25 protein-coding genes are annotated in these 23328 nt (G+C 63.7%); 14 read left to right on the forward strand and 11 right to left on the reverse strand.

From position 1 onward, the window contains the following. Positions 1-142: 142 nt before the first annotated feature. The 3 genes from ribB (at position 143) to L6637_RS09725 (ending at position 3627) form a co-directional block, all read left to right on the forward strand. On the forward strand, positions 143-1219 hold the full coding sequence (ribB, locus tag L6637_RS09715) for a 3,4-dihydroxy-2-butanone-4-phosphate synthase (RefSeq protein WP_092298266.1): 1077 nt from the start codon (positions 143-145) through the stop codon (positions 1217-1219). A 160-nt stretch (positions 1220-1379) separates the two neighbouring features. Next, a complete protein-coding gene (locus L6637_RS09720) occupies positions 1380-2594 on the forward strand; it encodes an acyl-CoA dehydrogenase (protein ID WP_237863470.1) in 1215 nt (404 codons plus the stop codon). Positions 2595-2703: 109 nt separating this feature from the next. After that, positions 2704-3627 carry an MBL fold metallo-hydrolase gene (locus L6637_RS09725; protein WP_237870320.1) on the forward strand — a complete coding sequence of 308 codons (924 nt, stop codon included), beginning with the start codon at positions 2704-2706 and terminating at the stop codon, positions 3625-3627. Between the two features lie 7 nt (positions 3628-3634). Here the strand turns inward: L6637_RS09725 and L6637_RS09730 are convergent, their stop codons facing one another. Further along, positions 3635-4492, reverse strand: coding sequence for a DUF1499 domain-containing protein (locus L6637_RS09730; protein WP_237863472.1), 858 nt, complete (start codon positions 4490-4492; stop codon positions 3635-3637). A 194-nt stretch (positions 4493-4686) separates the two neighbouring features. Between L6637_RS09730 and L6637_RS09735 the strand changes: the two genes are divergently transcribed. Further along, the gene (locus tag L6637_RS09735; RefSeq protein ID WP_237870322.1) at positions 4687-5892 is read left to right on the forward strand and encodes a hypothetical protein; all 1206 of its coding nucleotides are present in this window, start codon (positions 4687-4689) and stop codon (positions 5890-5892) included. 86 nt (positions 5893-5978) lie between these two features. Here L6637_RS09735 and L6637_RS09740 read toward each other — a convergent pair whose 3' ends face one another. Both L6637_RS09740 and L6637_RS09745 read right to left on the reverse strand, forming a co-directional pair. Then, positions 5979-7187, reverse strand: coding sequence for an ABC transporter substrate-binding protein (locus L6637_RS09740; protein ID WP_237863474.1), 1209 nt, complete (start codon positions 7185-7187; stop codon positions 5979-5981). A 150-nt stretch (positions 7188-7337) separates the two neighbouring features. After that, positions 7338-8966 (reverse strand): fatty-acid--CoA ligase, encoded by a 1629-nt coding sequence (locus L6637_RS09745; protein WP_237870324.1) that lies wholly within the window; start codon positions 8964-8966, stop codon positions 7338-7340. Positions 8967-9031: 65 nt separating this feature from the next. On the opposite strand from L6637_RS09745, the gene L6637_RS09750 reads away from it, so the two are divergent. Further along, the gene (locus tag L6637_RS09750; protein WP_237870326.1) at positions 9032-10132 is read left to right on the forward strand and encodes an extensin family protein; all 1101 of its coding nucleotides are present in this window, start codon (positions 9032-9034) and stop codon (positions 10130-10132) included. A gap of 42 nt (positions 10133-10174) precedes the next feature. Here L6637_RS09750 and L6637_RS09755 read toward each other — a convergent pair whose 3' ends face one another. Next, positions 10175-10858, reverse strand: a complete 684-nt coding sequence (locus tag L6637_RS09755; protein ID WP_237863477.1) for a L,D-transpeptidase — start codon at positions 10856-10858, stop codon at positions 10175-10177. A gap of 339 nt (positions 10859-11197) precedes the next feature. Between L6637_RS09755 and L6637_RS09760 the strand changes: the two genes are divergently transcribed. Both L6637_RS09760 and L6637_RS09765 read left to right on the forward strand, forming a co-directional pair. Continuing rightward, positions 11198-12175, forward strand: coding sequence for a magnesium transporter CorA family protein (locus L6637_RS09760; protein ID WP_237863478.1), 978 nt, complete (start codon positions 11198-11200; stop codon positions 12173-12175). 207 nt (positions 12176-12382) lie between these two features. Then, positions 12383-12601: a hypothetical protein gene (locus tag L6637_RS09765; RefSeq protein ID WP_237863479.1), complete on the forward strand. Its 219-nt coding sequence runs from the start codon at positions 12383-12385 to the stop codon at positions 12599-12601. Positions 12602-12788: 187 nt separating this feature from the next. Here the strand turns inward: L6637_RS09765 and L6637_RS09770 are convergent, their stop codons facing one another. Beyond that, positions 12789-13541 (reverse strand): SDR family NAD(P)-dependent oxidoreductase, encoded by a 753-nt coding sequence (locus L6637_RS09770; protein WP_237863480.1) that lies wholly within the window; start codon positions 13539-13541, stop codon positions 12789-12791. A 51-nt stretch (positions 13542-13592) separates the two neighbouring features. Further along, entirely contained in the window at positions 13593-14234 is a 642-nt protein-coding gene (pdxH, locus tag L6637_RS09775; RefSeq protein ID WP_237863481.1) for a pyridoxamine 5'-phosphate oxidase, read from the reverse strand. A gap of 119 nt (positions 14235-14353) precedes the next feature. Between pdxH and L6637_RS09780 the strand changes: the two genes are divergently transcribed. Both L6637_RS09780 and L6637_RS09785 read left to right on the forward strand, forming a co-directional pair. Further along, positions 14354-14755: an RT0821/Lpp0805 family surface protein gene (locus L6637_RS09780; protein WP_333909372.1), complete on the forward strand. Its 402-nt coding sequence runs from the start codon at positions 14354-14356 to the stop codon at positions 14753-14755. Positions 14756-14865: 110 nt separating this feature from the next. Beyond that, complete coding sequence (locus tag L6637_RS09785; protein WP_237870328.1) at positions 14866-15831, forward strand: DnaJ C-terminal domain-containing protein; 966 nt, start codon at positions 14866-14868, stop codon at positions 15829-15831. 318 nt (positions 15832-16149) lie between these two features. Here the strand turns inward: L6637_RS09785 and L6637_RS09790 are convergent, their stop codons facing one another. Both L6637_RS09790 and L6637_RS09795 read right to left on the reverse strand, forming a co-directional pair. Beyond that, positions 16150-16923 carry an anti-sigma factor family protein gene (locus L6637_RS09790; protein WP_237863484.1) on the reverse strand — a complete coding sequence of 258 codons (774 nt, stop codon included), beginning with the start codon at positions 16921-16923 and terminating at the stop codon, positions 16150-16152. Between the two features lie 106 nt (positions 16924-17029). Then, complete coding sequence (locus tag L6637_RS09795) at positions 17030-17518, reverse strand: sigma-70 family RNA polymerase sigma factor (protein ID WP_128953175.1); 489 nt, start codon at positions 17516-17518, stop codon at positions 17030-17032. Positions 17519-17689: 171 nt separating this feature from the next. Between L6637_RS09795 and fabI the strand changes: the two genes are divergently transcribed. The 5 genes from fabI to L6637_RS09820 all read left to right on the forward strand — a co-directional run bounded on the left by fabI (position 17690) and on the right by L6637_RS09820 (position 22195). Continuing rightward, entirely contained in the window at positions 17690-18502 is an 813-nt protein-coding gene (fabI, locus tag L6637_RS09800) for an enoyl-ACP reductase FabI (protein WP_237870330.1), read from the forward strand. A gap of 12 nt (positions 18503-18514) precedes the next feature. Further along, the gene (locus L6637_RS09805; protein WP_237863486.1) at positions 18515-19114 is read left to right on the forward strand and encodes a histidine phosphatase family protein; all 600 of its coding nucleotides are present in this window, start codon (positions 18515-18517) and stop codon (positions 19112-19114) included. 199 nt (positions 19115-19313) lie between these two features. Continuing rightward, positions 19314-20402 (forward strand): chorismate synthase, encoded by a 1089-nt coding sequence (gene aroC, locus L6637_RS09810; RefSeq protein WP_237870332.1) that lies wholly within the window; start codon positions 19314-19316, stop codon positions 20400-20402. 83 nt (positions 20403-20485) lie between these two features. Next, complete coding sequence (locus L6637_RS09815; protein ID WP_237863488.1) at positions 20486-21676, forward strand: adenylate/guanylate cyclase domain-containing protein; 1191 nt, start codon at positions 20486-20488, stop codon at positions 21674-21676. Between the two features lie 18 nt (positions 21677-21694). Further along, positions 21695-22195: a GNAT family N-acetyltransferase gene (locus tag L6637_RS09820; protein WP_237870334.1), complete on the forward strand. Its 501-nt coding sequence runs from the start codon at positions 21695-21697 to the stop codon at positions 22193-22195. Positions 22196-22204: 9 nt separating this feature from the next. Here L6637_RS09820 and clpS read toward each other — a convergent pair whose 3' ends face one another. Genes clpS through crcB form a run of 3 tightly spaced genes read right to left on the reverse strand, consistent with a single transcriptional unit; the run spans position 22205 to position 23324 of the window. Then, the gene (gene clpS / locus L6637_RS09825) at positions 22205-22510 is read right to left on the reverse strand and encodes an ATP-dependent Clp protease adapter ClpS (RefSeq protein ID WP_237863490.1); all 306 of its coding nucleotides are present in this window, start codon (positions 22508-22510) and stop codon (positions 22205-22207) included. 44 nt (positions 22511-22554) lie between these two features. Beyond that, a complete protein-coding gene (locus L6637_RS09830) occupies positions 22555-22896 on the reverse strand; it encodes a DUF190 domain-containing protein (protein WP_237863491.1) in 342 nt (113 codons plus the stop codon). A gap of 2 nt (positions 22897-22898) precedes the next feature. After that, a complete protein-coding gene (gene crcB / locus L6637_RS09835) occupies positions 22899-23324 on the reverse strand; it encodes a fluoride efflux transporter CrcB (protein WP_237863492.1) in 426 nt (141 codons plus the stop codon). Positions 23325-23328: the final 4 nt, after the last annotated feature.

Raw genomic sequence — 23328 nt, forward strand, 5'->3', positions numbered from 1 at the left:
CCTGAAAGCCTGGCCGGGGGAGGCGGCTCCGGGCATATGCGGTTGCATCCAGGACACTAGCGTCGGGCTCCAAGTCCAGCTAAGGCGATCCCGGCTAGGGCGTCCGTGAAGCCGCCGGCCCGTAACCAATAGAGATTGGGACATGCCCGATACCGTCCAGGAAGTTTTGCAGGCCTTTGCCAGGGGCGAGCTCGTCGTCGTGACCGACGACGAGGATCGCGAAGGCGAGGGCGATCTGATCGTTGCCGCCTCATTCTGCACGGCGGAAAAGATGGCCTTCATTATCCGGCACACCTCCGGCATCGTCTGCGCGCCCATCACCACCGAGGATGCGCGCCGGCTGCGGCTCGATCCGATGGTCGCCCACAACGATTCCGCGCACACCACCGCGTTCACGGTCTCGATCGACTACAAGCCGGACGGCGGCACCGGCATCTCGGCCGAGGAGCGCGCCTCCTGCTGCCGCGCGCTGTCCAATCCCAATGCCGGCGCCAACGACTTCGCCCGCCCCGGCCATATCTTCCCGCTGATCGCCAAGGACGGCGGCGTGCTGCTGCGCTCTGGCCATACCGAGGCCGCGGTCGATCTGTGTAAGCTCTCAGGACTTCCGCCGGTCGGCGTCATCAGCGAACTGATGAACGACGACGGCAGCGTGATGAAGGGCGAGCAGGTCGCCCAATTCGCCGCCAGGCACAAGCTGAAGCACGTCACCATCGCCGACATGATCGCCTACCGGCAGGCGCGCGAAAAGCTGATCGAGCGGGTCTCGACCTTCACGACCGACAGCCCGATCGGGCCGCTTCAGGGCTATGCCTACCGCTCGCCGTTCGATTCCATTGCCCACGTCGCCTTCGTCTATAATGGTGTCGGCGACGGCAAGAACGTGCTGACGCGCTTCCACAAGCCGAATATCGTCAAGGATACCTTTACCGGCCACAAGCGCATGGCGACCGTGCTTGAGCACTTCAAGAAGTCCGGCCGCGGCGTGCTGGTGTACTTGCGCGATGGCGCTGCCGGCGTTCCGGTGTCGCCACTGCCGGATGAGACGGCAACGGAGGCCGACCGCAACCGCCAGTGGCGCGAGGTCGGCGTCGGCGCGCAGATCCTGCGCGATCTCGGCGTCACCTCGATCCGACATCTCACCTCGTCGGTGCACGACTACAAGGGCCTTTCCGGCTTCGGCATCGAGATCGTCGCCAACGAGCAGCTTGAAAGCTAGCGCTGTCATTCCGGGGTGCGCTTCGCGTGCCCCGGGGTGCGTGAACCGCATCCCCGGGATTCACGCAAGGCCGCACATCTGCAACGCAATTGCACTTGTTGCCGCGGCGCTCTAGTTTGTCCGGCAATTTTCCGACGGAACCAGACCGAAAGGACGTTTCATGAGCGTACGCCCTCAGACCAAGGACAAGCCGGCTGCGGCTTCCTTCCAGTGGGACGATCCGTTCCTGCTCGACGAGCAGCTCACCGAAGACGAGCGCATGGTGCGCGACACGGCGCGAGCCTACGCCCAGGACAAGCTGCTGCCGCGCGTCACCAAGGCCTATCTGGAAGAGAAGACTGATCGCGAGATCTTCAACGAGATGGGCGAGCTCGGCCTGATCGGCATCACATTGCCGGAGGAGTTTGGTTGCGCCAATGCGAGCTACGTGGCCTACGGCCTCGTCGCGCGCGAGATCGAGCGGGTGGACTCCGGCTATCGCTCGATGAACTCGGTGCAGTCCTCGCTGGTGATGTACCCGATCTACGCCTATGGCGACGATAACCAGCGCAAGAAGTATCTGCCGAAGCTCGCCAGCGGCGAGTGGGTCGGCTGCTTCGGCCTGACCGAGCCCGACGCCGGCTCCGACCCGGCCGGCATGAAGACCCGCGCTGAGAAAGTCTCGGACGGCTATCGCCTGACCGGCAGCAAGATGTGGATCTCGAATGCGCCAATCGCCGACGTGTTCGTGATCTGGGCCAAGTCGGCCGAACACGACAACCAGATCCGCGGCTTCGTGCTGGAGAAGGGCATGAAGGGCCTCTCCGCGCCGAAGATCGGCAGCAAGCTTAGCTTGCGCGCCTCCATCACCGGCGAGGTCGTGATGGACGGTGTCGTGGTCCCGGAAAGCGCGCTGCTGCCCAACGTCTCCGGCCTCAAGGGCCCGTTCGGTTGTCTCAACCGCGCCCGGTACGGCATTTCCTGGGGCGCGCTCGGCGCCGCCGAGGACTGCATGCATCGCGCCCGCCAGTACACGCTCGATCGCAAGCAGTTCGGCAAGCCGCTGGCCGCGACCCAGCTGGTGCAGAAGAAGCTCGCCGACATGGAGACCGAGATCGCGCTGGGCCTGCAGGGTAGCTTGCGCGTCGGCCGCCTGATGGACGAGGGCAAGTTCGCGCCCGAGATGATCTCGATCATGAAGCGCAATAATTGCGGCAAGGCCCTCGACATCGCCCGCGTCGCCCGCGACATGCACGGCGGCAACGGCATCTCGGCCGAATTCCACGTGATGCGCCACGTCCATAACCTCGAGACGGTCAACACCTACGAGGGTACCCACGACGTTCACGCCCTGATCCTGGGCCGCGCGATCACGGGCATTCAGGCGTTCTTCTGAAGACGTTCTTCGTCATTCCGGGGCGATGCGAAGCATCGACCCCGGAATCTCGAGATTCCCAGGTGCGCAAGGGCGCACCGGAATGACGTCAAAGAACAAAGAAGAAGCCATGTCCGACAACGACGATGTCCCGTTCAACCGCAACTTTCCGCTGAAGGCCGGCGCCGTCGAGGAAGTCCGCCCCGGCGTGCGGCGGGTGCTCTGTCACAATCCGAGTCCCTTCACCTTCACCGGCACCGTCAGCTACATCGTCGGCACCGGCAACGTCGCGATCATCGATCCCGGTCCTGATAACGAGGCCCATGCGGCCGCGTTGCTCGACGCCGTGCGCGGCGAGACGGTGAGCCACATCTTCGTCACCCACACCCATCGCGACCACTCGCCCAACACGGGCCGGATCAAGCAGGCGACCGGCGCGCCAGTTTATGCCGAGGGCCCGCATCGCGCCTCGCGCCCGCGCTTCGGGAGCGAGAAGCACAATCCGGAATCCGGATCCGACCGCGACTTCGTGCCCGATATCAGGATCGCCGATGGTGATGTCGTCGAGGGCGCCGGCTGGCGGCTCGAGGCCGTCGCGACGCCCGGCCACACTGCCAACCATCTCGCCTTTGCCTGGCCCGAGCGAAAGTTCAACTTCGTCGGCGATCACGTGATGGGCTGGTCGACCTCGATCGTGGCGCCGCCCGACGGCTCGATGATCGACTACATGGACTCGCTCGACCGGCTCGCTGCGCGCGAGGAGGATCTGTATTTCTCCGGCCACGGCCCGGAGATCCCGGAGGGCCAGCGCTTCGTGCGCTTCCTGATCCGTCACCGCAAGGCGCGTGAGGCCTCGATCCTGCACCGCCTCGCCAAGGGCGAGACCGATATCCCGACCATGGTGCGCGCGATCTATATCGGCATCGACCCGCGCCTGACGACGGCCGCCGGCTATTCCGTGCTGGCGCATCTGGAAGACCTCGTCGCGCGCGGCGTCGTCGCGACGGATGGCGATCCCGTGATTGGCGGGACATACCGGATGGCGAACGCCTAGCGGTCCGTCACTTCTTCACTGTCTTCGCGGGAGCCTTGGGTGGCGGTGCCACCGGGGTCTTCTTCGCCGGCTTCAGCGCATCGGCGTCGGCTGCGGTGTTGAGATCGTCGATGAACTTCGTCACGCGCGCGGCGTTGCTGCCGAGGTCGCTGTCGAAATAGCGTGAGGCGGAGCGGATATCGACGCGGGAATCGTCACCGTCAGGCACGACCCTGATCGAGATATCCTCGCGAAAGCCCATGATCGGCGTGCGCGCCACCGCCTCGATGCGGCCCATGCGGCGCGGGGGCTGCGGCTCGCGTTCGTCGATGACGGTCCATTTGCGCTTGATGACAAGCTGCCGCGCGATCGCATAGGCGCGGTCGACGGGGATCTCAAGCTCGATCGGTTCGATGTCAGGATAGAACTGACGTTGCTGCTCGGCCGAATAGAGACCGGCATAGACGGCGGTGTTGGTGCCGTCCCCGGTGCGCAGGCGCGACAGCGCATCGAAACGCGGCGGATCGATCGGGTCGGTGGTGATGTCGTAGATGTGAGGCAGCTTGCGGTACAGCAGGGCCTGATAAGCGGGATAGGCGAGGATCGCGCCATCGATCAGGAAGGCGAGCAGGATGCGCGCCATGCCGCGCGAGCCGTTTTGCCAGATCGCGGCAAAGCCGGCGAGGCCGAACAGGATGGATAATCCTGCGATCGCGAGCCCGCCGAAGAAAGTGGCCAGCGCCGGCTTCATCTCCAGGAAGTCGAAGCGGACGATGATGATCGACACCACCACAGCCACCACCGCGAATACGGCCAGATTGCGCGCCCAGGTGGCGAGGCTGGACACGGGCTCCGTCTGATAGGGAGCGGAAAACCTGCGGGCCATGTCGTTCCATCACCGATCTGGGTCGCCGGTTGAGGGCACAGGCGACGGGAGTAGGCTGACCTAGCGCATTTTCCGCTTGGCTGTGAAGCGGTTTATCCCCCGTTCTGGACCGGTGAAAGACCAAGGCCATGGCCGTCGAACCAACGCGCCCTGACGAGCCACATACCTGTGTATGGTGGTTCGCGGGAGGGGCCGTGGGAAGGCAGGGGCGATGGAAGCGAGGCAATGCGGAGGATGACGCCGCGCCTCTGCGGCAGCGCCTGTTCCTGCTGCGGCTGACGATCCTTGTCGCGTTCTGTATCGGCTTGGTGATGTCTCCGGGGTTGTGGGTAGGGCCGCGGTCCTATCCACAGGTGCCGGTCTGGTCGCTGCTGCCGCCGATCGAGGGCGCCGTGGCTTTGGCGCTTTATGGCGCGCTGTTCGTGCTGGCGGGGCTCGCCGTGATAATCCCTCGCCCGCGCTGGCCGATCGCAGGCTTCCTCGTCATCATGATCGCGTTTTGTCTTGCCGACCAGACGCGGTGGCAGCCCTGGGTGTTTCAGTACAGCTTCCTGCTCATGGTCGTCGGGCTCGGGCGCGGTGGCAGCGCGGCGCCGGCCGGCGATCTCCAGACGCTGAACCTGGCCCGGCTGGTCATCGTCTTCACCTACGTCTTCTCCGGGCTCCAGAAGATCAACCTCAACTTCATGGAGCACGAGTTTTCCTGGATCATCACACCGATCACCAGCCTGCTTCCGGCGACGACGACCCCTCTCGATGCTCTCGGCTTCCTGGTCCCTTTCATACAGGTGACGTTCGGCGTCGGTCTGTTGACCCGGCGTTTCCGTCGCGCCTCGCTCGCCGCCGCAGTCGGCATGCACGTCTTCATTCTGGCGATGTTCGGTCCCCTGGGGTTGAATTGGAACGACATCGTCTGGCCATGGACCGCGGCCATGGCGGTGTTCGACGTGCTGCTGTTTTCTGGCAACGATGACTTCACCTGGCGCGATATCGTCTGGAACGTGCGCGATTTTCGCCATGGCGCGGCAGTGGTGCTGTTCGTGGTGCTGCCGGCGCTGAGCTTCTTCAATCTCTGGGATTCCTACCTGTCCTCGGCGCTCTATTCCGGCAACCTCACCGAAGCGCAGATCTATCTCAGCGATCTCGGTGCGGCCTCGACACCGGGCCACGTCCGCCCGTATCTGGTGCACACCTCGGAGAACACCAACGTGCTGAATCTCCAGCGTTGGGCGATCGAGGATCTCAACGTGACGCCCTATGCGGAAACGCGCGTTTTCAAGACCATTGCCGGCGATCTGTGCCATGCCTTGAGCGACCGCAGCCAGCTCGTGCTCGTGGTGAAGGAGCAGCGTCTGTTTTTCAGTCGTCCGGAGATCGGCTTTCGCTGCTCGCAATTGTGAGCGGTCCAAGGGGCCGGTCTGCCCGCCAACAGGAAGAGGCGCACCCTGGGGTGCGCCTCTTGTGACACCTGGTTTTGGATCAGGGGTCAGTGCGTGACCAGCGGGCAGGCCGAGTCCGACAGCTTTCCGAATGCCTCCTCGCCTGTCATGGTCTGCACCAGCTTGTAGTAGTCCCAGGGCTGCTTGGATTCGTCGGGCTTCTTCACCTGCATGATGTACATCTCATGCTCCATCAGGCCGTCGGCGCGGATCTTGCCGTTGCTGGTGAACATGTCGTCGATCTTCATCTTCTTGAGCTCGGCCATCACCTTGTCGGAGTCGGTCGTTCCCGCAGCCTTGACCGCGTTGAGGTAGGTCATGGTGGCCGAATAGTAGCCCGCCTGGTTCATGGTCGGCTCGCGCTTGGTCTTCTCAAAGTAACGCTTGGCGAAGGCGCGGGTCTTGTCGTTGAGATCCCAATACCAGCCGGTCGTGAGATAGAGCCCCTGCGCGGTCTTCAGCCCGAGGCTGTGGATGTCGCTGATGAAGGCGAGCAGCGCGGCCGGCTTCATCGTCTTGGCGATGCCGAATTCGTCGGCGGCCTTGATCGAGTTGGTGAAATCGTTGCCGGCGTTGGCGAGGCCCAGCACTTGCGCGCCCGAGTTTTGGGCCTGAAGCAGATAGCTGGAGAAGTCGGAGGTTGATAGCGGCACGCGCACCGCGCCGACCACCTTGCCGCCATTGGCCTCGACCACCTTCGAGGCGGATTCCTGCAGCTGCGTACCGAAGGCATAGTCGGCCGTCAGGAAGAACCAGGTCTTGCCGCCCTGCTTCACCATGGTCTTGGCGGTACCGTTGCCCAGCGCCGTGGTGTCGTAGACATAGTGGACGGTGTAGGGTGTGCAGTCCTTGCCGGTCAGCGAGGCGCCGGCGGCGCCGATCGCAATGAACGGGATTTTCTTCTCCTTGGCGACATTGTTCATCGCCAGGCTGACGCCGGTGTTGGAGCCGCCGAGGATCATCGTGACGCCGTCGCGATCGGCCCATTCGCGGAATTTCTGCGCGCCGACATCGGGCTTATTCTGGTGGTCCGACACCATGAACTCGATCTTGTTGCCGAGGACGCTGCCGCCGAAATCCTCGATCGCCATCTTGGCGGCTTCGACGCCGCCAGGGCCGATCACGTCGGCATACAGGCCGGACATATCGTCGATATCACCGATCACGACCTTGTTATCGGCCGCCTTCGCGGCGGCGGTGGCCGCCATCGACGTGGCCAGCAGCCAAGGCAGCATTCGCAGCGCAAACAATTTCATCTTGAGCGTTCCTCTTATTGGCTTGAAGTGCGGCGCGACGTTAGGGAGCCGTCGGCTCGGCTCCAATTCGTCTTTGGTCGTGACACGCCAACGAAAAAGGCCCCTGCGGGTGGGCAGGGGCCGATTTCGGCTGATGTTGTCGATTGGGCGTTACGCTGCCGCGTGCGGGAAGCGATAGTCCTTGAACTGATCGCGCAGCGCGGTCTTCAGGATCTTGCCGGTCGCGGTATGCGGGATGCCGTCGACGAAGGCGACGTCGTCGGGCATCCACCATTTGGCGATCTTGCCGTCCATGAATTTCAAGATGTCCTCGCGCGTGGCCTGTTGGCCCTGCTTGAGCTGGACGATCAAGAGCGGGCGCTCGTCCCATTTCGGGTGGAAGACGCCGATCACGGCTGCTTCCGCCACCGCGGGGTGGCCGACCGCGAGGTTTTCGAGGTCGATCGAGGAAATCCACTCGCCGCCGGACTTGATCACGTCCTTGGAGCGGTCGGTGATCCGCATATAGCCGCCCTCATCGATGGTCGCGACGTCGCCGGTGTCGAAGAAGCCCTCCTCATCGAGGATGTTGTTGTCCAGCCGGAAATAGGCCTTGGCCACCGCGGGGCCGGAGACCTTGAGCCGGCCAAAGGTCTTGCCGTCCCAGGGCAGCTCCTTGCCGGCATCATCGGTGATCTTCATCTCGACCGCGAAGGGTGCATAGCCCTGCATCTGCAGCACATCGAGCCGCGCCTCGCCGGTCGCGTTTTGGTGCGGCGGCTTCAGCGCAGCGACGGTGCCGATCGGGCTCATCTCGGTCATGCCCCAGGCGTGGCGGACGTTCGCGCCCATGTCGAGGAACGCCTTGATCATGGAGCGCGGCATCGCCGAGCCGCCGCAGATCACCATCTTCAGGTGCGGCAGTTTCAGATGATTGGCGGTCATGTGCTGGAGCAGCATCAGCCACACTGTCGGCACGCCGGCGGTGTGCGTCACCTTCTCGGTCGAGAGCAGCTCGTAGACCGAGGCGCCGTCGAGCTTGGCGCCGGGCATAACGAGCTTGGTGCCCTGCGAGGGCGCGGAGAAGGCGATGCCCCAGCTGTTGGCGTGGAACAATGGAACCACCGGCAGCATTGTCTCCGAGGCGCTGGTGCCAAGCGCGTCGACATTATTGGCCATCAGCGCGTGCAGCACGTTGGAGCGATGCGAATACAGCACGCCCTTCGGGTCGCCGGTCGTGCCTGATGTGTAGCACATCGCGGCTGCCGTGTTCTCGTCAAAGTCCTTCCATTTGAATTTGCCGTCGGCCTCGGCGATCCAGTCCTCGTAGGCCACGACGTTCTTCAGCGTGGTCTCGGGCATATGCGCCTTGTCGGTGAGGATGACGTACCGTTCGACGCTCGGCAGCTTGTCGGCGAGCTTCTCGACGACCGGCACGAAGGTGAGGTCGACCATCACGATGCGGTCCTGCGCATGGTTGATGATCCAGGCGATCTGCTCGGGGAAAAGGCGGGGATTGACGGTATGGCAGATGGCGCCGATGCCCATGATGCCGTACCAGACTTCGAGGTGACGCCAGGTGTTCCAGGCGATCGTGGCGACGCGATCGCCGAGCTTGATGCCGTCGCGCTCCAGCATCTGCGAGACCTTGAGCGCGCGCTTGTGGATTTCGGCGTAGGTGGTGCGGTGGATCGGTCCCTCGACCGATCGCGTGACGACCTCCTGCGTGCCGTGAATCTTGGCGGCGTGTTCGATGATCCGGTGGCAGAGCAGGGGCCAATCTTGCATCAAACCAAGCATTCAGACGTTCCTCCGAGAAATCGCTGGGCGCATTGTCGCTCTCAGCGCAGGGCCAAAGAATTGTCATGAGTTTTAGCCTGCCGGACTTTCGCCGCAAATGGTCTTATCGCGGCAATATGTCCGCCGGCGCAGCAATGGTTACCGCTGCGCTTGGGCTATCGCTCGTGCTGCCTGAGCCCGTGGACGCGCGAAACTATGCTGCACCGCTCGATATCTTTGGTTTTGGTGCGCGGCGGCCACACCGGAGCGTTCACTCCACCAAGATACCGCTACCAAAGCCGCGGCCTGAGGAGGCCCCCAAAAGAATAGGCAAGGCAACCGACGAGGCTGCGCCGGAGGCTGACGACAAGTCTTCCCCGGAGAAGCCTCCCCCGGACAAGCCCGGCGGCAATAAGCCGGCCGAGGCTACGACGCCGCCCGAAAAGCAGCTCTCGGCCTGCCGGCTTGCGCTGACCGAGGAGATCGCGGTCGCGCCGTCCATTCCCGACATCCACGGCCCCGGCGCCTGTGGCGGCGAAGACCTGGTGCGGCTGGAGGCCATCGTGCTGCCGGACAAGCGCAAGGTCGCGGTCAAGCCGGCGGCGACCCTCCGCTGCACCATGGCATCGGCGATTGCGGATTGGGTGCGTACCGACATGGTGCCGCTGGCCACCAGCCTCGGCTCGACCATCACCGATCTGGACAATTTCGACAGCTTCGAGTGCCGCGGCCGCAACCGCGTCGTCGGTGCGATGCTGTCCGAGCACGGCAAGGCCAACGCGCTCGACGTGCGCGCGCTCAAGCTCGCCAACGGGCAATCGATCGGCCTGACCGATCGCACCCTATCCCGCGACGTGCGCGAGCGCGTGCTGCATTCGGTTTGCGCGCGGTTCGCCACCGTGCTCGGCCCGGGCTCGGACTGGTACCACGAGGACCACATCCACCTCGATCTCGCGCAGCGCCGCAACGACTACCGGATCTGCCAGTGGAACGTCTGGGATCCCTTGCCGCAGATTGCGCCCCTGCTGCCGGCGGAGCGCCCCGAGGAGGCGCCGCCGCGCGAGGTTGCGGCCAAATCGGAGGTCGGCAAGGAGGCGGCCGACGATCAGGAGAAACTCACCGCGCCGGCGGACAAGCCGGCACCCGCCTCCGGCAAGAGCAAGCCAGCAACAAAAAAGCGCCGGTGAAAACCGGCGCTTTTCGAAAGCCTTCAGATAACGCTGAAATCGCTAGTTGCTGCTCGGAAAACCGCCGCCGCCCTGCAGCGCGAGGCGCGAATTGTAGGGCGAGTCGCCATGCTTCGGCTCGAGCACCACGACGATGGTGCCGATCTTGACGCGGCTGTAGAGGTCGATGGCGTCCTCGTTGGTCAGGCGGATGCAACCCGACGAGATCGAAGCGCCGATATATTCAGGCTGGTTGGTGCCGTGGATGCGGAACAGCGTGTCCTTGCCGCCCGAGTAGAGATACATCGCGCGCGAGCCCATCGGATTGTCCGGGCCGGGGGCGACATAGGTCGGAACGCCCAGACGCGAGATCTCGCCGGGGGTCGGATGCCACGCCGGCCATTCGGTCATGCTGCCGACCTTGGCGATGCCGGACCAGGCCATGGCCTCTTCGCCGACGGTGATGCCGTAGCGGATCGCCTTGCCGCCATCCATCACATAATAAAGGTAGTGGTTGTCGGAATCGACCACGATCGAGCCCGGCGATTCCTTGCGGTGGTAATCGACAATGGCGCGACGGAACGGCTCTGCCACCGGCGTATTTTCGTACCGGATCTTGGCAAGGAGTTCCTTGTCCTTGGGCTTGAAATTCTGGGTGTTGGTGGCTTCGAAATGCGTGGCCTGCATGCAGCCCGACAGCATGAAGCCGGCAGCCAAAACTCCAACGATAACTTTTAGCGACGACATGGTTTGGTTCCAATCAAAACAATACCGCGCAGGTCCTTGAAACGTAGCACCCAAGGCCTTCGACTCCGTTGATTTCATTATCGTTGAAATCCGCCACAATTCCAGCTTTTAGGGGCTTATCCCGCGCTGCGAGACCCAACCTGTGGCTTTTTTGCCGCAAGTTTTCCGCGTCTGGGCTGGTTCTTTGGCGCGAAAAGCACAGCTGTCGATTCCGTGCCACAGTTGGGCCATGCGGCCGCCACAAATGCAAACGCTCCGTTAATGTGGTTGTCATCATGAACTTGTCAGAATCGCGCTAAGGGCAGTCATTCTGTCGCAGGCCCCGTCTTGGAGTTGTTCATGTTTTCTGTGTTCGTTCCCACCGACTCCTCCCTGAAGAAGGCCGTCGTCAACGATCTCGAGGCGGTGCCCGACCACGCCGTGTGGGTCGACCTGGTCAACCCGACCGCGGCCGAGGACAAGGCGGTGGAACGGCTGCTGGGGATCGCGATCCCGACCCGAGAGGACATGCAGGAGATCGAGATCTCCAGCCGCCTCTATATCGAGAACAGCGCGCGCTATATGACCGCGACGCTGATGTGCCACTCCGATACCGACATGCCCCGGACCACGGCGGTGACCTTCATCCTCGGCGACCATCGTCTGGTGACGGTGCGCTACGACCAGCCCAAGCCGTTCGCTCTGGTCGAGGCCAAGCTGGCCCGCACCTGCGCCCCCGCGATCACAGGCGAGATGGTGCTGATGGAACTGCTGGACGCCGTGATCGACCGTTGCGCCGACATTCTGGAACGCTGCGGTATGGAGATCGACCAGGTCAGCCACGACATCTTCGAGCCGGAGAGCGAGCGCCACGGTCACGCCAAGCAATATTCGCAGATCCTGATCTCGATCGGCCGCAAGGGCGATCTCACCTCCAAGGTCCGTGAGAGCCTGGTGTCGATCGGCCGCGTCGTGACCTTCCTGTCGGCGGTGGTGGAGGGCGTGAAATGGTCCAAGGACATGCGCGAGCAGCTCAAGACCATGCAGCGCGACGTCGCCTCACTGACCGACCATGCTTCCTATCTCTCCAGCAAGATCACCTTCGTGCTCGACGCGATGCTCGGCGTCGTCAACCTCGAGCAGAACAACATCATCAAGCTGTTTTCGGTCATGGCCGTTGTCCTGATGCCGCCGACGCTGATCGCTTCGATCTACGGCATGAACTTCAAATCGATGCCGGAACTCGAATGGGCGCACGGCTATCCATTCGCGCTGGTGCTGATGGTGATCGCCGCGATCGTTCCGTACTGGATCTTCAAGCTCAAGAAATGGCTGTGATCCGGCACGCGCTTCCGAAAATAGTGACCGAGACCTTACGCCGGTCGCCGAGACAAGCCTGATGGTGTCGCAGAATAGAGCGTCATTGCGGCCACGCCGTGATGTGTGTGCCGTGCCCCAATTCCTCCGGTAAAATTTGAGCGGTGGGCTGAACGTTTGCGCGAAACTTGTCTGCGATAAGCAGCGGGTTAGCCGCGAGGAACAACCATGGTTGAAAAACACATAACGACGCCCCCCAACGTCATCGATCTGACGAGCTATCGTCAGGTGGTGGCGAGCGGCAAGGCGCCGTCGTTGTCGGCACGCATGTGCCGGCACTGTGGTGCTCCGCTGCTCGATGGCGAGAACGATGACGACTGCTCGACGGCATTCAACGCAGCCGCACCGCGGTTGCGCGAACGGTCGCGTCGAATTCGCCTGGATTGAGGAAGCGGAAGGAAGGGCGGGCGATCCAGTCTTGCGGCGGCGTTGTCTGGATCGCCTAGCTTCCCGCCTTTCGCGGCAAATTCCCTAGCGCTTTACGATCTCAGCCGTCGAGACGATCGTCTCGGCGACGATGCCGTTGCGACGCCGTACTGGCAAACCGGCCAAAGCGTCACCTTCGATGCGTCACCTAGACGTGCTGGCCGCCGTTGATGTGGATCTCGGCGCCGTTGACGTAAGAGCTGGTGTCCGTGCACAGCACGTAGACGATCTTGGCAACTTCGTCCGGCGTGCCGAGCCGGTGCATCGGGATCTGCTGCTCGACGATCTTCTCGGTGCCCGGCGACAGGATCGAGGTGTCGATCTCGCCCGGCGCGATCGCGTTCACGCGCACGCCGACGCGGCCGAAGTCGGAGGCCATCTCGCGCGTCAGGGAGGCAAGTGCCGCCTTCGAGGTGGCGTAGGCTGCGCCCGCGAAGGGATGCACGCGCGAGCCGGCGATCGAGGTGACGTTCACGACCGAGCCCTTGGCCGCCTTCAATTCCTCGATCAGGCCACGCGCGATCATGATCGGCGCGAAGAAATTGACGTGGAAGACGTGCGTCCAGGTGTCGAGGTCGGTGTCGACAGACCCGAGCCTTGAGCCGCCCGGGCCCTTCGGCGAGATCGCGGCGTTGTTGACGAGTGCGTGCAGCATGCCGCCTTCGAGGCGGTTGCGGATATCGGAGATCGCGCGCGTGGTGTCCTGAGGATTGCCGAGGTCGACCTGGATGTGATCCTCAGGGCCGGCGTCCCACGGGCAATCCTCCGGGAAGGGATGCCGCGAACAGGTGATTACGCGCCAGCCCGCCGACGAGAAGCGGATCACGGTGGCGTGGCCGATACCGCGGCTCGCTCCGGTCAGGAGCAGCGTGCGGCGCGGCGCATTGGACGAATGCGGCATGGACATCTTTCAGGTCGGCCCAAAGATCGAGGCAAAGATCGAGACAAGGCTCTAGGGATACATCCGCGTCTTGGACCACGGCTGGCCGGCCGCGTCACGACGAAATTCGATGCGGTCGTGCAAGCGGAACGGGCGGTCGTGCCAGAACTCGATACGCGAGGGCGCAATGCGCCAGCCGCTCCAGCCGGGCGGCCGCGGCACGTCGCCGATGACGTGCTTGGCCGCGACCTTGGCAATGGCCTGCTCGAAAGCGAAGCGGCTCTCCAGCTCTTGCGACTGCTTGCTGGCCCAGGCGCCGATCTGCGCCTGCTTCGGTCGTGTGGCGAAATAGGCGTCCGCCTCGGCATCCGTTACCGGCGTCACGTTGCCGCGGATGCGGACCTGACGGCGCAGCGACTTCCAGTGAAAAAGTAAAGCCGCCTTAGGATTTGCGGCGAGTTCGCGGCCTTTCTGGCTGGCGATGTGGCTGTAGAAGACGAAACCTTGGGTATCGAAGCCCTTCATCAGCACCATGCGCACGTCGGGCAGGCCATCAGGATCGACGGTCGCGAGCGCCATCGCGTTCGGATCGTTCGGCTCGCTCTTGATCGCCTCGTTCAACCAGGCCTCGAATAGCGCAAACGGCTCATCGGCGGTGGTGAAATCACCGGATGTTAAGGGTGTCTGGTGTTTCATCGAGGTCGTGTCGGTCATGTCTGGAGTCCGAATTGCGTCCCGCGGCCCAAAGCGCGCTATCGTCTGGTACTGCCCTATATAGGGCATGGGGACGCGTTGGCCTATCGGCGATCCGGCCATCCAGCTTCGTCGTGACAATGATTCTAATCGGGCTCGGCGCCGGCGGCTGCAGCATGTCTCGCACCGACACCAACGCCTACGCCAAGGCTGACGACAGCGACCTCACCGGTTCGATCGCGCGACCGGCGAAGGACGCCGCACCGACCGAGACCGACCTTGCCTTTGCCCGCAACGCCGCCTCCGACGTGCTCAGCATCGGCGACAAGGACGCCAGCCAGCACTGGGAGAATCCGGAAACAGGCGCGCGCGGGTCGGTGACGCCGATCGCGCAATCCTATGCCGCCGAGGATGGCCGCAAATGCCGCGATTTCCTGGCGAGCTACGTCAACGGCACCACCGAAACCTGGCTGCAGGGCGCCGGTTGCCAAAGCAGCCGTGGCCGTTGGGAGATTCATACGCTAAAGCCGTGGCGGAGCTAGGAATCAGCCCCATCGACTAGTTGCAAAAATGCCACTCGCCCCCCACATGAGGCTCAGGTGGGGCGGGGAGCCCTTTGAACATTTCGATTTCCTAAGAGGAGACGTGACGGATGCGCGACCCCTATGAGGTCTTGGGGGTGCCGCGGAGCGCGACCGCTGCCGCGATCAAGAGCGCCTATCGCAAGCTGGCCAAGAAGCATCATCCTGACAGCAACAAGGATGACCCCAAGGCCGCGGAGCGCTTCTCCGAGATCAATTCGGCCAATGAGATCATCGGCGACGAGGACAAGCGCAAGCAGTTCGATCGTGGCGAGATCGACGCCGAGGGCAGGCCGCGCTTCCAGGGCTTTCCGGGCGGCGGTGGGCCGCGCGGGCGGGCGGGAGCAGGCCCCGGCGGCTTCGAGTACTCGTTCCGTGGCGGCGCTGGCCCCGGTCAGGGAGCCGGCGCGTTCGAGGACATCCTCAACAGCATGTTCGGCGGCGGGATGCGCGGTGCGCGGCCCGGGGCCGGCGGCGGTGCGCAGTTCGAATTCGACACCGGCGGGATCGGGCTCGATCTCGACGTCAATGTTGCCATGTCCGTCTCGCTGGAAGAATCGGTCAAAGGCGGCGAGAAGCGCGTCCGGTTGCCGAACGGCAAGGAGCTCAACGTCAAGATTCCGGCCGGCGTCATCGAGGGCCAGCAGATCCGTCTGCGGGGACAGGGCGAGACCGCGCAAGGCCATCCACCCGGCGACCTCCTGATCACCATCAGCATCGCAGCCCATCCGTTCTTCAAGATCGATGGCTCCGACCTGAGGGTCGACCTCCCGGTCACGCTCTACGAGGCTGTGCTCGGCGGCAAGGTCCGCGTGCCCACGCTCGGCAATGCCGTGGAACTGTCAGTCCCGAAGAACACCTCCAGCGGCCGGACCTTCCGCCTCAAAGGCAAAGGCCTGCCAAAATCTGGCGGGACCGGGGATCTCTTCGTCACCATCAGGATTATGCTACCGGACGGGAACGACGCCGAGCTTGAAGCATTGATGGAAAAGTGGCGGGACCAACACCCCTACAATCCACGTAGCGGGCTTGGTTAGGGCGAGATCGGAACTGAAGGGGTTCTCCTAAAGGCCTAGCGCATCTCCGAACGGATGATGCTCATCATACGCGTGAAGCGTGGTAGCGCTTCGCTTACTCGACGTGTCGGCTGTCCGGCGGGGCAGTCGATAAAAAGGTGCGGCCTCGAGAGGGGGACCAGCGCGGTACCAAAAACCCCAATCGAGGCCGCCCGCGTCGATCGGCGGATCGAACGCTGCTCATTTTCGCGTGAACATCCGGTGCGATAATGAGACGCGCCCATGTCTTGATTCCAAATTTTCAATGACGGAATCTGGGCACGGCGTTTGCGCGGTTGTCTAGGTGCCGTTTTTCTCGGCCTGGTCGTACACGGCCTGCGCCACCTTGGTCAGGCGATCGCGGTCGGTGCCGCCGCCGCTGACGACGTAGCCGACGCCGCGCTCGGCCCAGAACAGCGCCCCATCCTTGTCCGTCCTGGCGTAGCGCATCTGCGTTGCGCCGGTCTCGGTCTTGGCGGTGTAGATCGTGTAGCGCTCGCCCGAGGCGCCCTCATACATCAGGAAGGACGCCGGGCCGTTCGGCCCCGGCAGCAACCGTCCGCCGACGAGTTTTAGCCCGCTCGCCTCCAGATTGGGCGCGAACACGGTCCAGCCGCAGCGCCGGGTCAGCCAGGCCTGGAGGTGGTCGCGCTCATTGCCGGGCACTTCGACCGGATGGCGGACCTCGACGACATAGAGGCGGTGGGCGTCGAGTGCGTCCTCGGTAAAGCTCTGGAATGTCGAGGGCGCATTTGCGGCGCCATGTGCCACCCAGCCGGCGGTGCCGCCGGCGACGAAGGCAACCAGCGTGGCGGCGATGGCGCCATAGAGCCATTGCCGCGGACGGCGTTCCAGCCGCTCGAGCTCCAGCCGGGCCGGCACCGGCTCCTGCGCGACGCCGTCGTAACGGGCGTGCAGCATCTCGGCCATGGTCCGCCAGGACTGCACCCGCTCGGCATCGTCGGGATGGGCGGCAAGCCAGGCCTCGACGTCGGCGCGGCGCTCGGGCGGCAACTCGCCATCGACAAAGGCGTGCAATTCGTCTTCGGTCACTGGAATATTGTGGTCGTTCATATCGGTCGTCTCTGGCTCTGCGGCCCAAAATATCTGACGCGGTTCAACTGCGCTGCTTCTCTCTCCGTGCAGGGGACTCGGCATGCGCGATGCATTAATCCTGCCATCATTTCACCCGCCTGAGCGCCGGGCGCTCACCCTCCAGCGACGCTTTGACGTGGGCTCTCGCACGCGCCAGGCGGGACATGACGGTGCCGATCGGCACGCCCTGGATGTCCGCGACCTCTCGGTAGCTCATACCCTCCAGCATCACCAGCAGCAGCACCGAGCGTTGCTCCTCGACCAGCGTCGAGAGGGCTCGCTCGATGTCGCGTCCCTCGGCCTCCGTCCCGCTGGCATCCGGGTTGTTCTCCGTCAGCTGCATGAATTGCGGCCGCCTTGCCAGCGAGCGTCGCCGGTTCTTGTTGAGGTTGGTCAGGATCGTGTAGAGCCAGCTCCTGACGTCACCTCCCAGAAACAACCGCTCCGAGCGCAATGCACGCACCAGCGTGTCCTGCACCAGATCGTCGGCCGCATCCGCATCGCGCGTCAGCGCGCGGGCGTAGCGGCGCAACGCGGGGATCATGGCTTCTACACTCTGGCGAAACGCACTCATGCCGTCTTTGATGTCCTGCCATTCGGCGCGAGCGCCTATAACAATCATAACACCCGAACGGAACGGCTATTCCGGCGCTGGAAACAGCGTTAACGCCGCGTATTAGGACTGTACCGCAGGGGAGGGCTGGTGTACCTCCAGACCTGAACGAGAGCTACAGGACGTGAGCAAATGGCGCAGAAATCAGGTCTGATGCAGGGTAAGCGCGGGGTCATCCTCGGCGTTGCCAACAACCGCTCGATCGCCTGGGGTATCGCCAAGGCATGCCAGGCGGCTGGCGCCGAGATCGCGCTCACCTATCAGGGCGATGCGCTGAAGAAGCGCGTCGAGCCGCTGGCTGCCGAGCTCGGCGCGCTCATGCTCGGCCATTGCGATGTCACGGATGCTGCGACCATCGACGCGGTGTTCGATGTGCTGAAGGAGAAGTGGGGCAAGATCGATTTCGTCGTGCACGCGATCGCGTTTGCGGACAAGGACGAGCTCGAGGGCCGCTACGTCGACACCACCGCGGACAATTTCTCCAAGTCGATGTTGATCTCCTGCTACTCGCTGACCGCGATTGCGCAGCGCGCCGAGAAGCTGATGACGGACGGCGGCTCGATCATCACGCTGAGCTATTACGGCTCCGAGAAGTGGATGCCGAATTACAACGTCATGGGCGTTGCGAAAGCAGCGCTGGAGGCGAGCGTACGCTATCTGGCCGCCGATCTCGGCGTGAAGGCGATCCGCGTCAACGCGATCTCGGCCGGTCCGATCAAGACGCTGGCATTCGCCGGCATCGCCGATTCACGCCTGCTGCTGAAATACAACGAGGTCAACGCGCCGCTGCGGCGCAACGTCACGATCGAGGAGGTCGGCGACAGCGCGGTGTATTTCCTCTCGGACATGTCGCGCGGCGTCACCGGCGAAGTCCATCATGTCGATTCCGGCTATAACGTGCTGGGCATGATGCGGCCTGAAGCGTCGGACACGTCGAAGGACTGACCACCGCCAGCAATGCCCGCGCCCACGATCTATTATCTTCGCCACGGCGAGACCGAGTGGAATGCGCTCGGCAGGCTTCAGGGCACCAAGGACATTCCGCTAAATACGCGCGGCCGCGACCAGGCCGTGCAGGCAGGCCTTATTCTGGCCGATCTCTTCAGGCGCGACGGCCACAACAAGGCGACGCTGCCCTATGTGTCGAGCCCGCTCGGCCGTGCCCGCCAGACCATGGAACTCGCGCGCGGCAAGCTCGAATTGCCCGTGACGGACTATGCACTCGACGATCGTCTGCGCGAGATCGGCTACGGCGTCTGGGAAGGGCTGACGCTGGCCGAGAGCGAGGCGAGAGATCCCGAGATCTATGCCAGGCGTCTCGCCGACAAATGGACGGTCGGGCCCGCTGGCGCCGAAACCTATGCCGACGTGCAGGTCCGCGTCCGTGCCTGGTACGACGAGCTCAAGGGCGACACCGTCGCGGTCGCTCATGGCGGCACCTGCCGCGCCCTGATGGTCTCGCTCGGCCTGGAGACGCCGGCCAGCGCCGCCGATCTCTATATCGAGCAGGGCGCCGTCTACGTGTTTCGCGACGGCCGGCTGGAGAAGTGTAGTTAAGCCAACCCGCCGTCATTCCGGGGCGCCCGAAGGGCGAACTCCGGTGCGCCCTTGCGCACCTGAGAATTTCGAGATTCCGCGTTCTATGCTTTGCATCGCCCCGGAATGACGGAACTAGGGTTGAACCTGATCCTCCTCGGCGCTACGACGTTGACAAACAAAGTTTATGCAGAACGTCAACGCTAGGCGGCAGCTCGGTATGTCCTTCAACACCTTCGGCCACATGTTCCGCGTCACCACCTTTGGCGAGAGTCACGGAGTGGCGATCGGCTGCGTGGTCGATGGCTGCCCGCCGATGATCCCGCTCACCGAGGCCGACATCCAGCAGGACCTCGATCGCCGCAAGCCGGGGCAGTCGCGCTTCACCACCCAGCGCCAGGAGCCGGACCAGGTGAAGATCCTATCGGGCGTGATGGCACATCCCGAGACCGGCGTGCAGGTGACGACGGGTACGCCGATCGGGCTCCTGATCGAGAACACCGACCAGCGCTCGAAGGACTATTCCGAGATCAAGGACAAGTTTCGCCCCGGCCATGCCGACTTCACCTACGAGGCGAAGTATGGCCTGCGCGACTATCGTGGCGGCGGCCGCTCTTCCGCGCGCGAGACCGCGATGCGCGTCGCCGCCGGTGCGATCGCGCGAAAGGTGCTGCCCGACGTGAAGGTGCGTGGCGCACTGGTGCAGATGGGCCCGCACAAGATCGACCGCGAGAAGTGGGACTGGGACGAGATCGCGAACAACCCGTTCTTCTGTCCGGACAAGGACAAGGCCGCGTTCTTCGAAACCTATCTCGACGGCATCCGCAAGAGCGGCTCCTCGATCGGTGCCGTGCTTGAGATCGTCGCCGAGGGCGTCCCGGCAGGCCTTGGCGCGCCGATCTACGCCAAGCTCGATTCCGATCTTGCCGGCGCGATGATGACCATCAATGCGGTGAAGGGTGTCGAGATCGGCGCCGGCTTTGGCGCCGCCGAATTGACCGGCGAAGAGAACGCCGACGAGATGCGCACCGGCAATGACGGCACGCGCTTTTTGTCCAACCACGCGGGCGGGATTCTGGGCGGCATCTCCACGGGACAGCCGATCGTGGTGCGCTTCGCGGTGAAGCCGACCTCGTCGATCCTGCAGCCACGCCTCACCGTCGATCGCCAGGGCGCCGACACCGAGATCATGACCAAGGGCCGCCACGACCCCTGCGTCGGCATCCGCGCCGTCCCGGTTGGCGAGGCCATGATGGCCTGCGTGCTGGCCGACCACTTCCTGCGCGACCGCGGGCAGGTAGGGCGGTAGAATCCCAGCTTGAAGCTTTTGGGCCGCGGTATCAGTCCACCGCGCAGCTTGACGATTCCACAACTTCGTCGGCTAGTGTGGGCATGGAAAGCTCCGACCTCCAGCGCATCATCAATTGGCTGATCGACGGTGCCCGGTCGTCGCGCGGGTCGGCCGAGATGATCTCGGACGCCTGCGAGCAACTGGTTGCGGCCGGCCTGCCATTGTGGCGGTTCGGCGTCTTCATCCGCACCCTGCATCCCGAGATCTACGGCCGCAATTTCATCTGGCGGCAGGGCGAGGAAGTCGAGATCGGCACTGTCGATTTCGAGATTCTCGCCACGCCCGAATTTGCGCGGAGCCCGCTTCGGATCGTGTTCGAAGAAGGGCTGGAGGTGAGGGGACGCATGGATGACCCCGACAGCAAACGCTTTCCGTTCCTGGACGACATGCGTGCCGAGGGCGTCACCGACTACATCGCGACGCCGATGCGATTTCTCGATGGTTCGATCCATGCCATCAGCTGGACCACGCGGCATCCCGGCGGTTTCAGCGAAGACGACATCGCGACGATCCGCTCCATCGTCGCGCCGCTCGCGCGCGTCAGCGAGATCGTCACCCTGCGTCGTACCGCTGTGACGTTGCTCGACACCTATGTGGGAAATCGCGCCGGCGAGCGCATCCTCGGCGGCCAGATTCGCCGAGGCCACAACGACACCATGCAGGCCGCGATTTGGCTGTCGGACTTGCGCGGCTTCACCGCGCTATCCGACCGGCTGCCGGCCGAGACGGTCGTCGATATCCTGAACCGCTATTTCGACTGCCAGGTCACGGCGATCCGCGGCCATGGCGGCGAAGTTCTGAAATTCATGGGCGACGGCCTGCTCGCGGTGTTTCCGATCGACGAATATGTCGGCGATGCCAACCATGTCTGCGCGCGTACGCTGGAAGCGGCGCGCGAAGCCCGCGCCAGCGTCGAGGCGTTGGGGCATCCGGTCGGCGATGTCGTCGAACGCTTTCGTTTCGGCGTCGCCCTGCATGTCGGCAACATCCTCTACGGCAATATCGGTGGCGGCAACCGGCTCGACTTCACCTGCATCGGCCCTGCCATCAATCTCGCAGCGCGGCTGGAGAAGATCGCCGGCCGCCTCGGGCGGACCGTCGTGGTGTCCGAGGGCTTTGCCAAAGTCTGCCAGCATGACTGGCGCAATCTCGGCGAGTTTCCGATCGCCGGGTTCTCCAAGGCGCAGCGCGTGTACGGGCTCACCGAGGAAACGCCGGTGGTGATGGCGTAGCGTGCGCGAGGCTCGCTTATGACCGTGGAATTCCGCCAGATCGAAATCGCTGATACCGACGCCTTTCGCGCTGCCGTCGATACCGTGGCCCACGAACGCAAATACATTGCGCTGACGGAAGCGCCGCCGGTCGAGCAGGTTCGCGCTTTCGTTGCGCGCAATGTCGAGCGCGGTTATCCGCAGATCGTCGCCATCGCCGACGGCGCCGTGGTCGGATGGTGCAACGTGCCGCCGGCCAGCCGCGCCGTTTCGGCGCATGTCGGTGATCTCTTCATGGGGCTTGTTCCGGATTTCAGGGGCAAAGGTTTTGGCGAGCGGCTGTTGCGGCGAGCGATTCAAGCTGCAGATGTGTTCGGCTTCCGTCGCATCGAGCTCGGCGTGTTCGCGACCAACACCGCCGCGGCCTCGCTTTATCGCAAGGTTGGCTTTGTCGAGGAGGGCACCAAGCAGATGGCGATCTTCCTCGACGGCATCTATCACGACGAGATCGTCATGGCGCGTCTCAAGGGCTCGCCTTAAAGCGCTGGCCTATTCCTCCGGCTCCGTCGTGAACAGCAGCGGATAACCCTTGGCGCGGCCGGCGTCGGTGGCGCGGGTGGCCTTGGTTTCGGCGACGTCCTTGGTGAACACGGCGACGACGCAGGCGCCGAGCTTGTGCGCGGTGATCATGACCTTGTAAGCCTGATCCTCGGTCATCCGGAATTCCGCCTTGAGCACCATGGTGACGAATTCACGCGGCGTAAAGTCGTCGTTGATCAGGATGACCTTGTGCAGCTTCGGCCGCTCGACCTTGGTCTTCGTCCTGGTTTTCGGCGTCGTAACAGTGTCGTTCATTCCGCCTCCTGGACACGGCGGGCTCGGGTTCCCGGCCGGAGCGATCAGCTCGCGGTCTTCGCACCATATTGCAGGACCTGCACCTTCTCCAAGGTGATCAGGCCGCTCGACATCATGCCATCCAGGATGGGCAGGAATGCGTTGATGTTGTCTTCGCTGTCGACGATCTCGATCAACAGCGGCAGGTCTTCCGACAACCGCAGGATTTTCGACGTGTGCAGCCGGCTCGACTTGCCGAAGCCCATCGGGCCGCGCAGCACGGTGGCGCCGGCGAGATGGCGCTCGCGCGCCGTCATCACGATCGCTTCATAGAGCGGCTTGCCGTCGTAATGGTCGCTCTCGCCAATGAAGATCCGCAGCGAAACAGCCTGATTGGGGATTTGCATGGTCAGCTCCTCGTCAAGCGGTTGTAGCGGCTCGCCATCATATGCCCTGCCCATACCGACACCAGCCAGCAGACGAGCGACGCCGCGACATAGGCGATGGCGGTATATTTCATGCCGCCGTGGAACAGGCGGAAGGTCTCGAGGCTGAAGGTCGAGAAAGTTGTATAGCCGCCACAGAATCCGGTCATCACGAACTGCCGGTGCTCGGGCCGCGCCAGCATGCGGCCGTCGGGGCCGGTCAGCGTCGCATAGAAGCCGATGATCAGCGAGCCCATGGCGTTGATGAACAACGTCGCGAAGGGAAAGCCCGGGCCGGTATCGAGGGCGAGCCCGACCAGATAACGGGTCAGCCCGCCGACGATGCTGCCGGCAGAGACCCAGGCATAGAGGATTGCGGTACGCCAGCGGTCGGCGGAGGAAGCCTTCATCTGC

The sequence above is a fragment of the Bradyrhizobium zhengyangense genome (assembly GCF_022012435.1).
Lineage (GTDB): Bacteria > Pseudomonadota > Alphaproteobacteria > Rhizobiales > Xanthobacteraceae > Bradyrhizobium > Bradyrhizobium zhengyangense.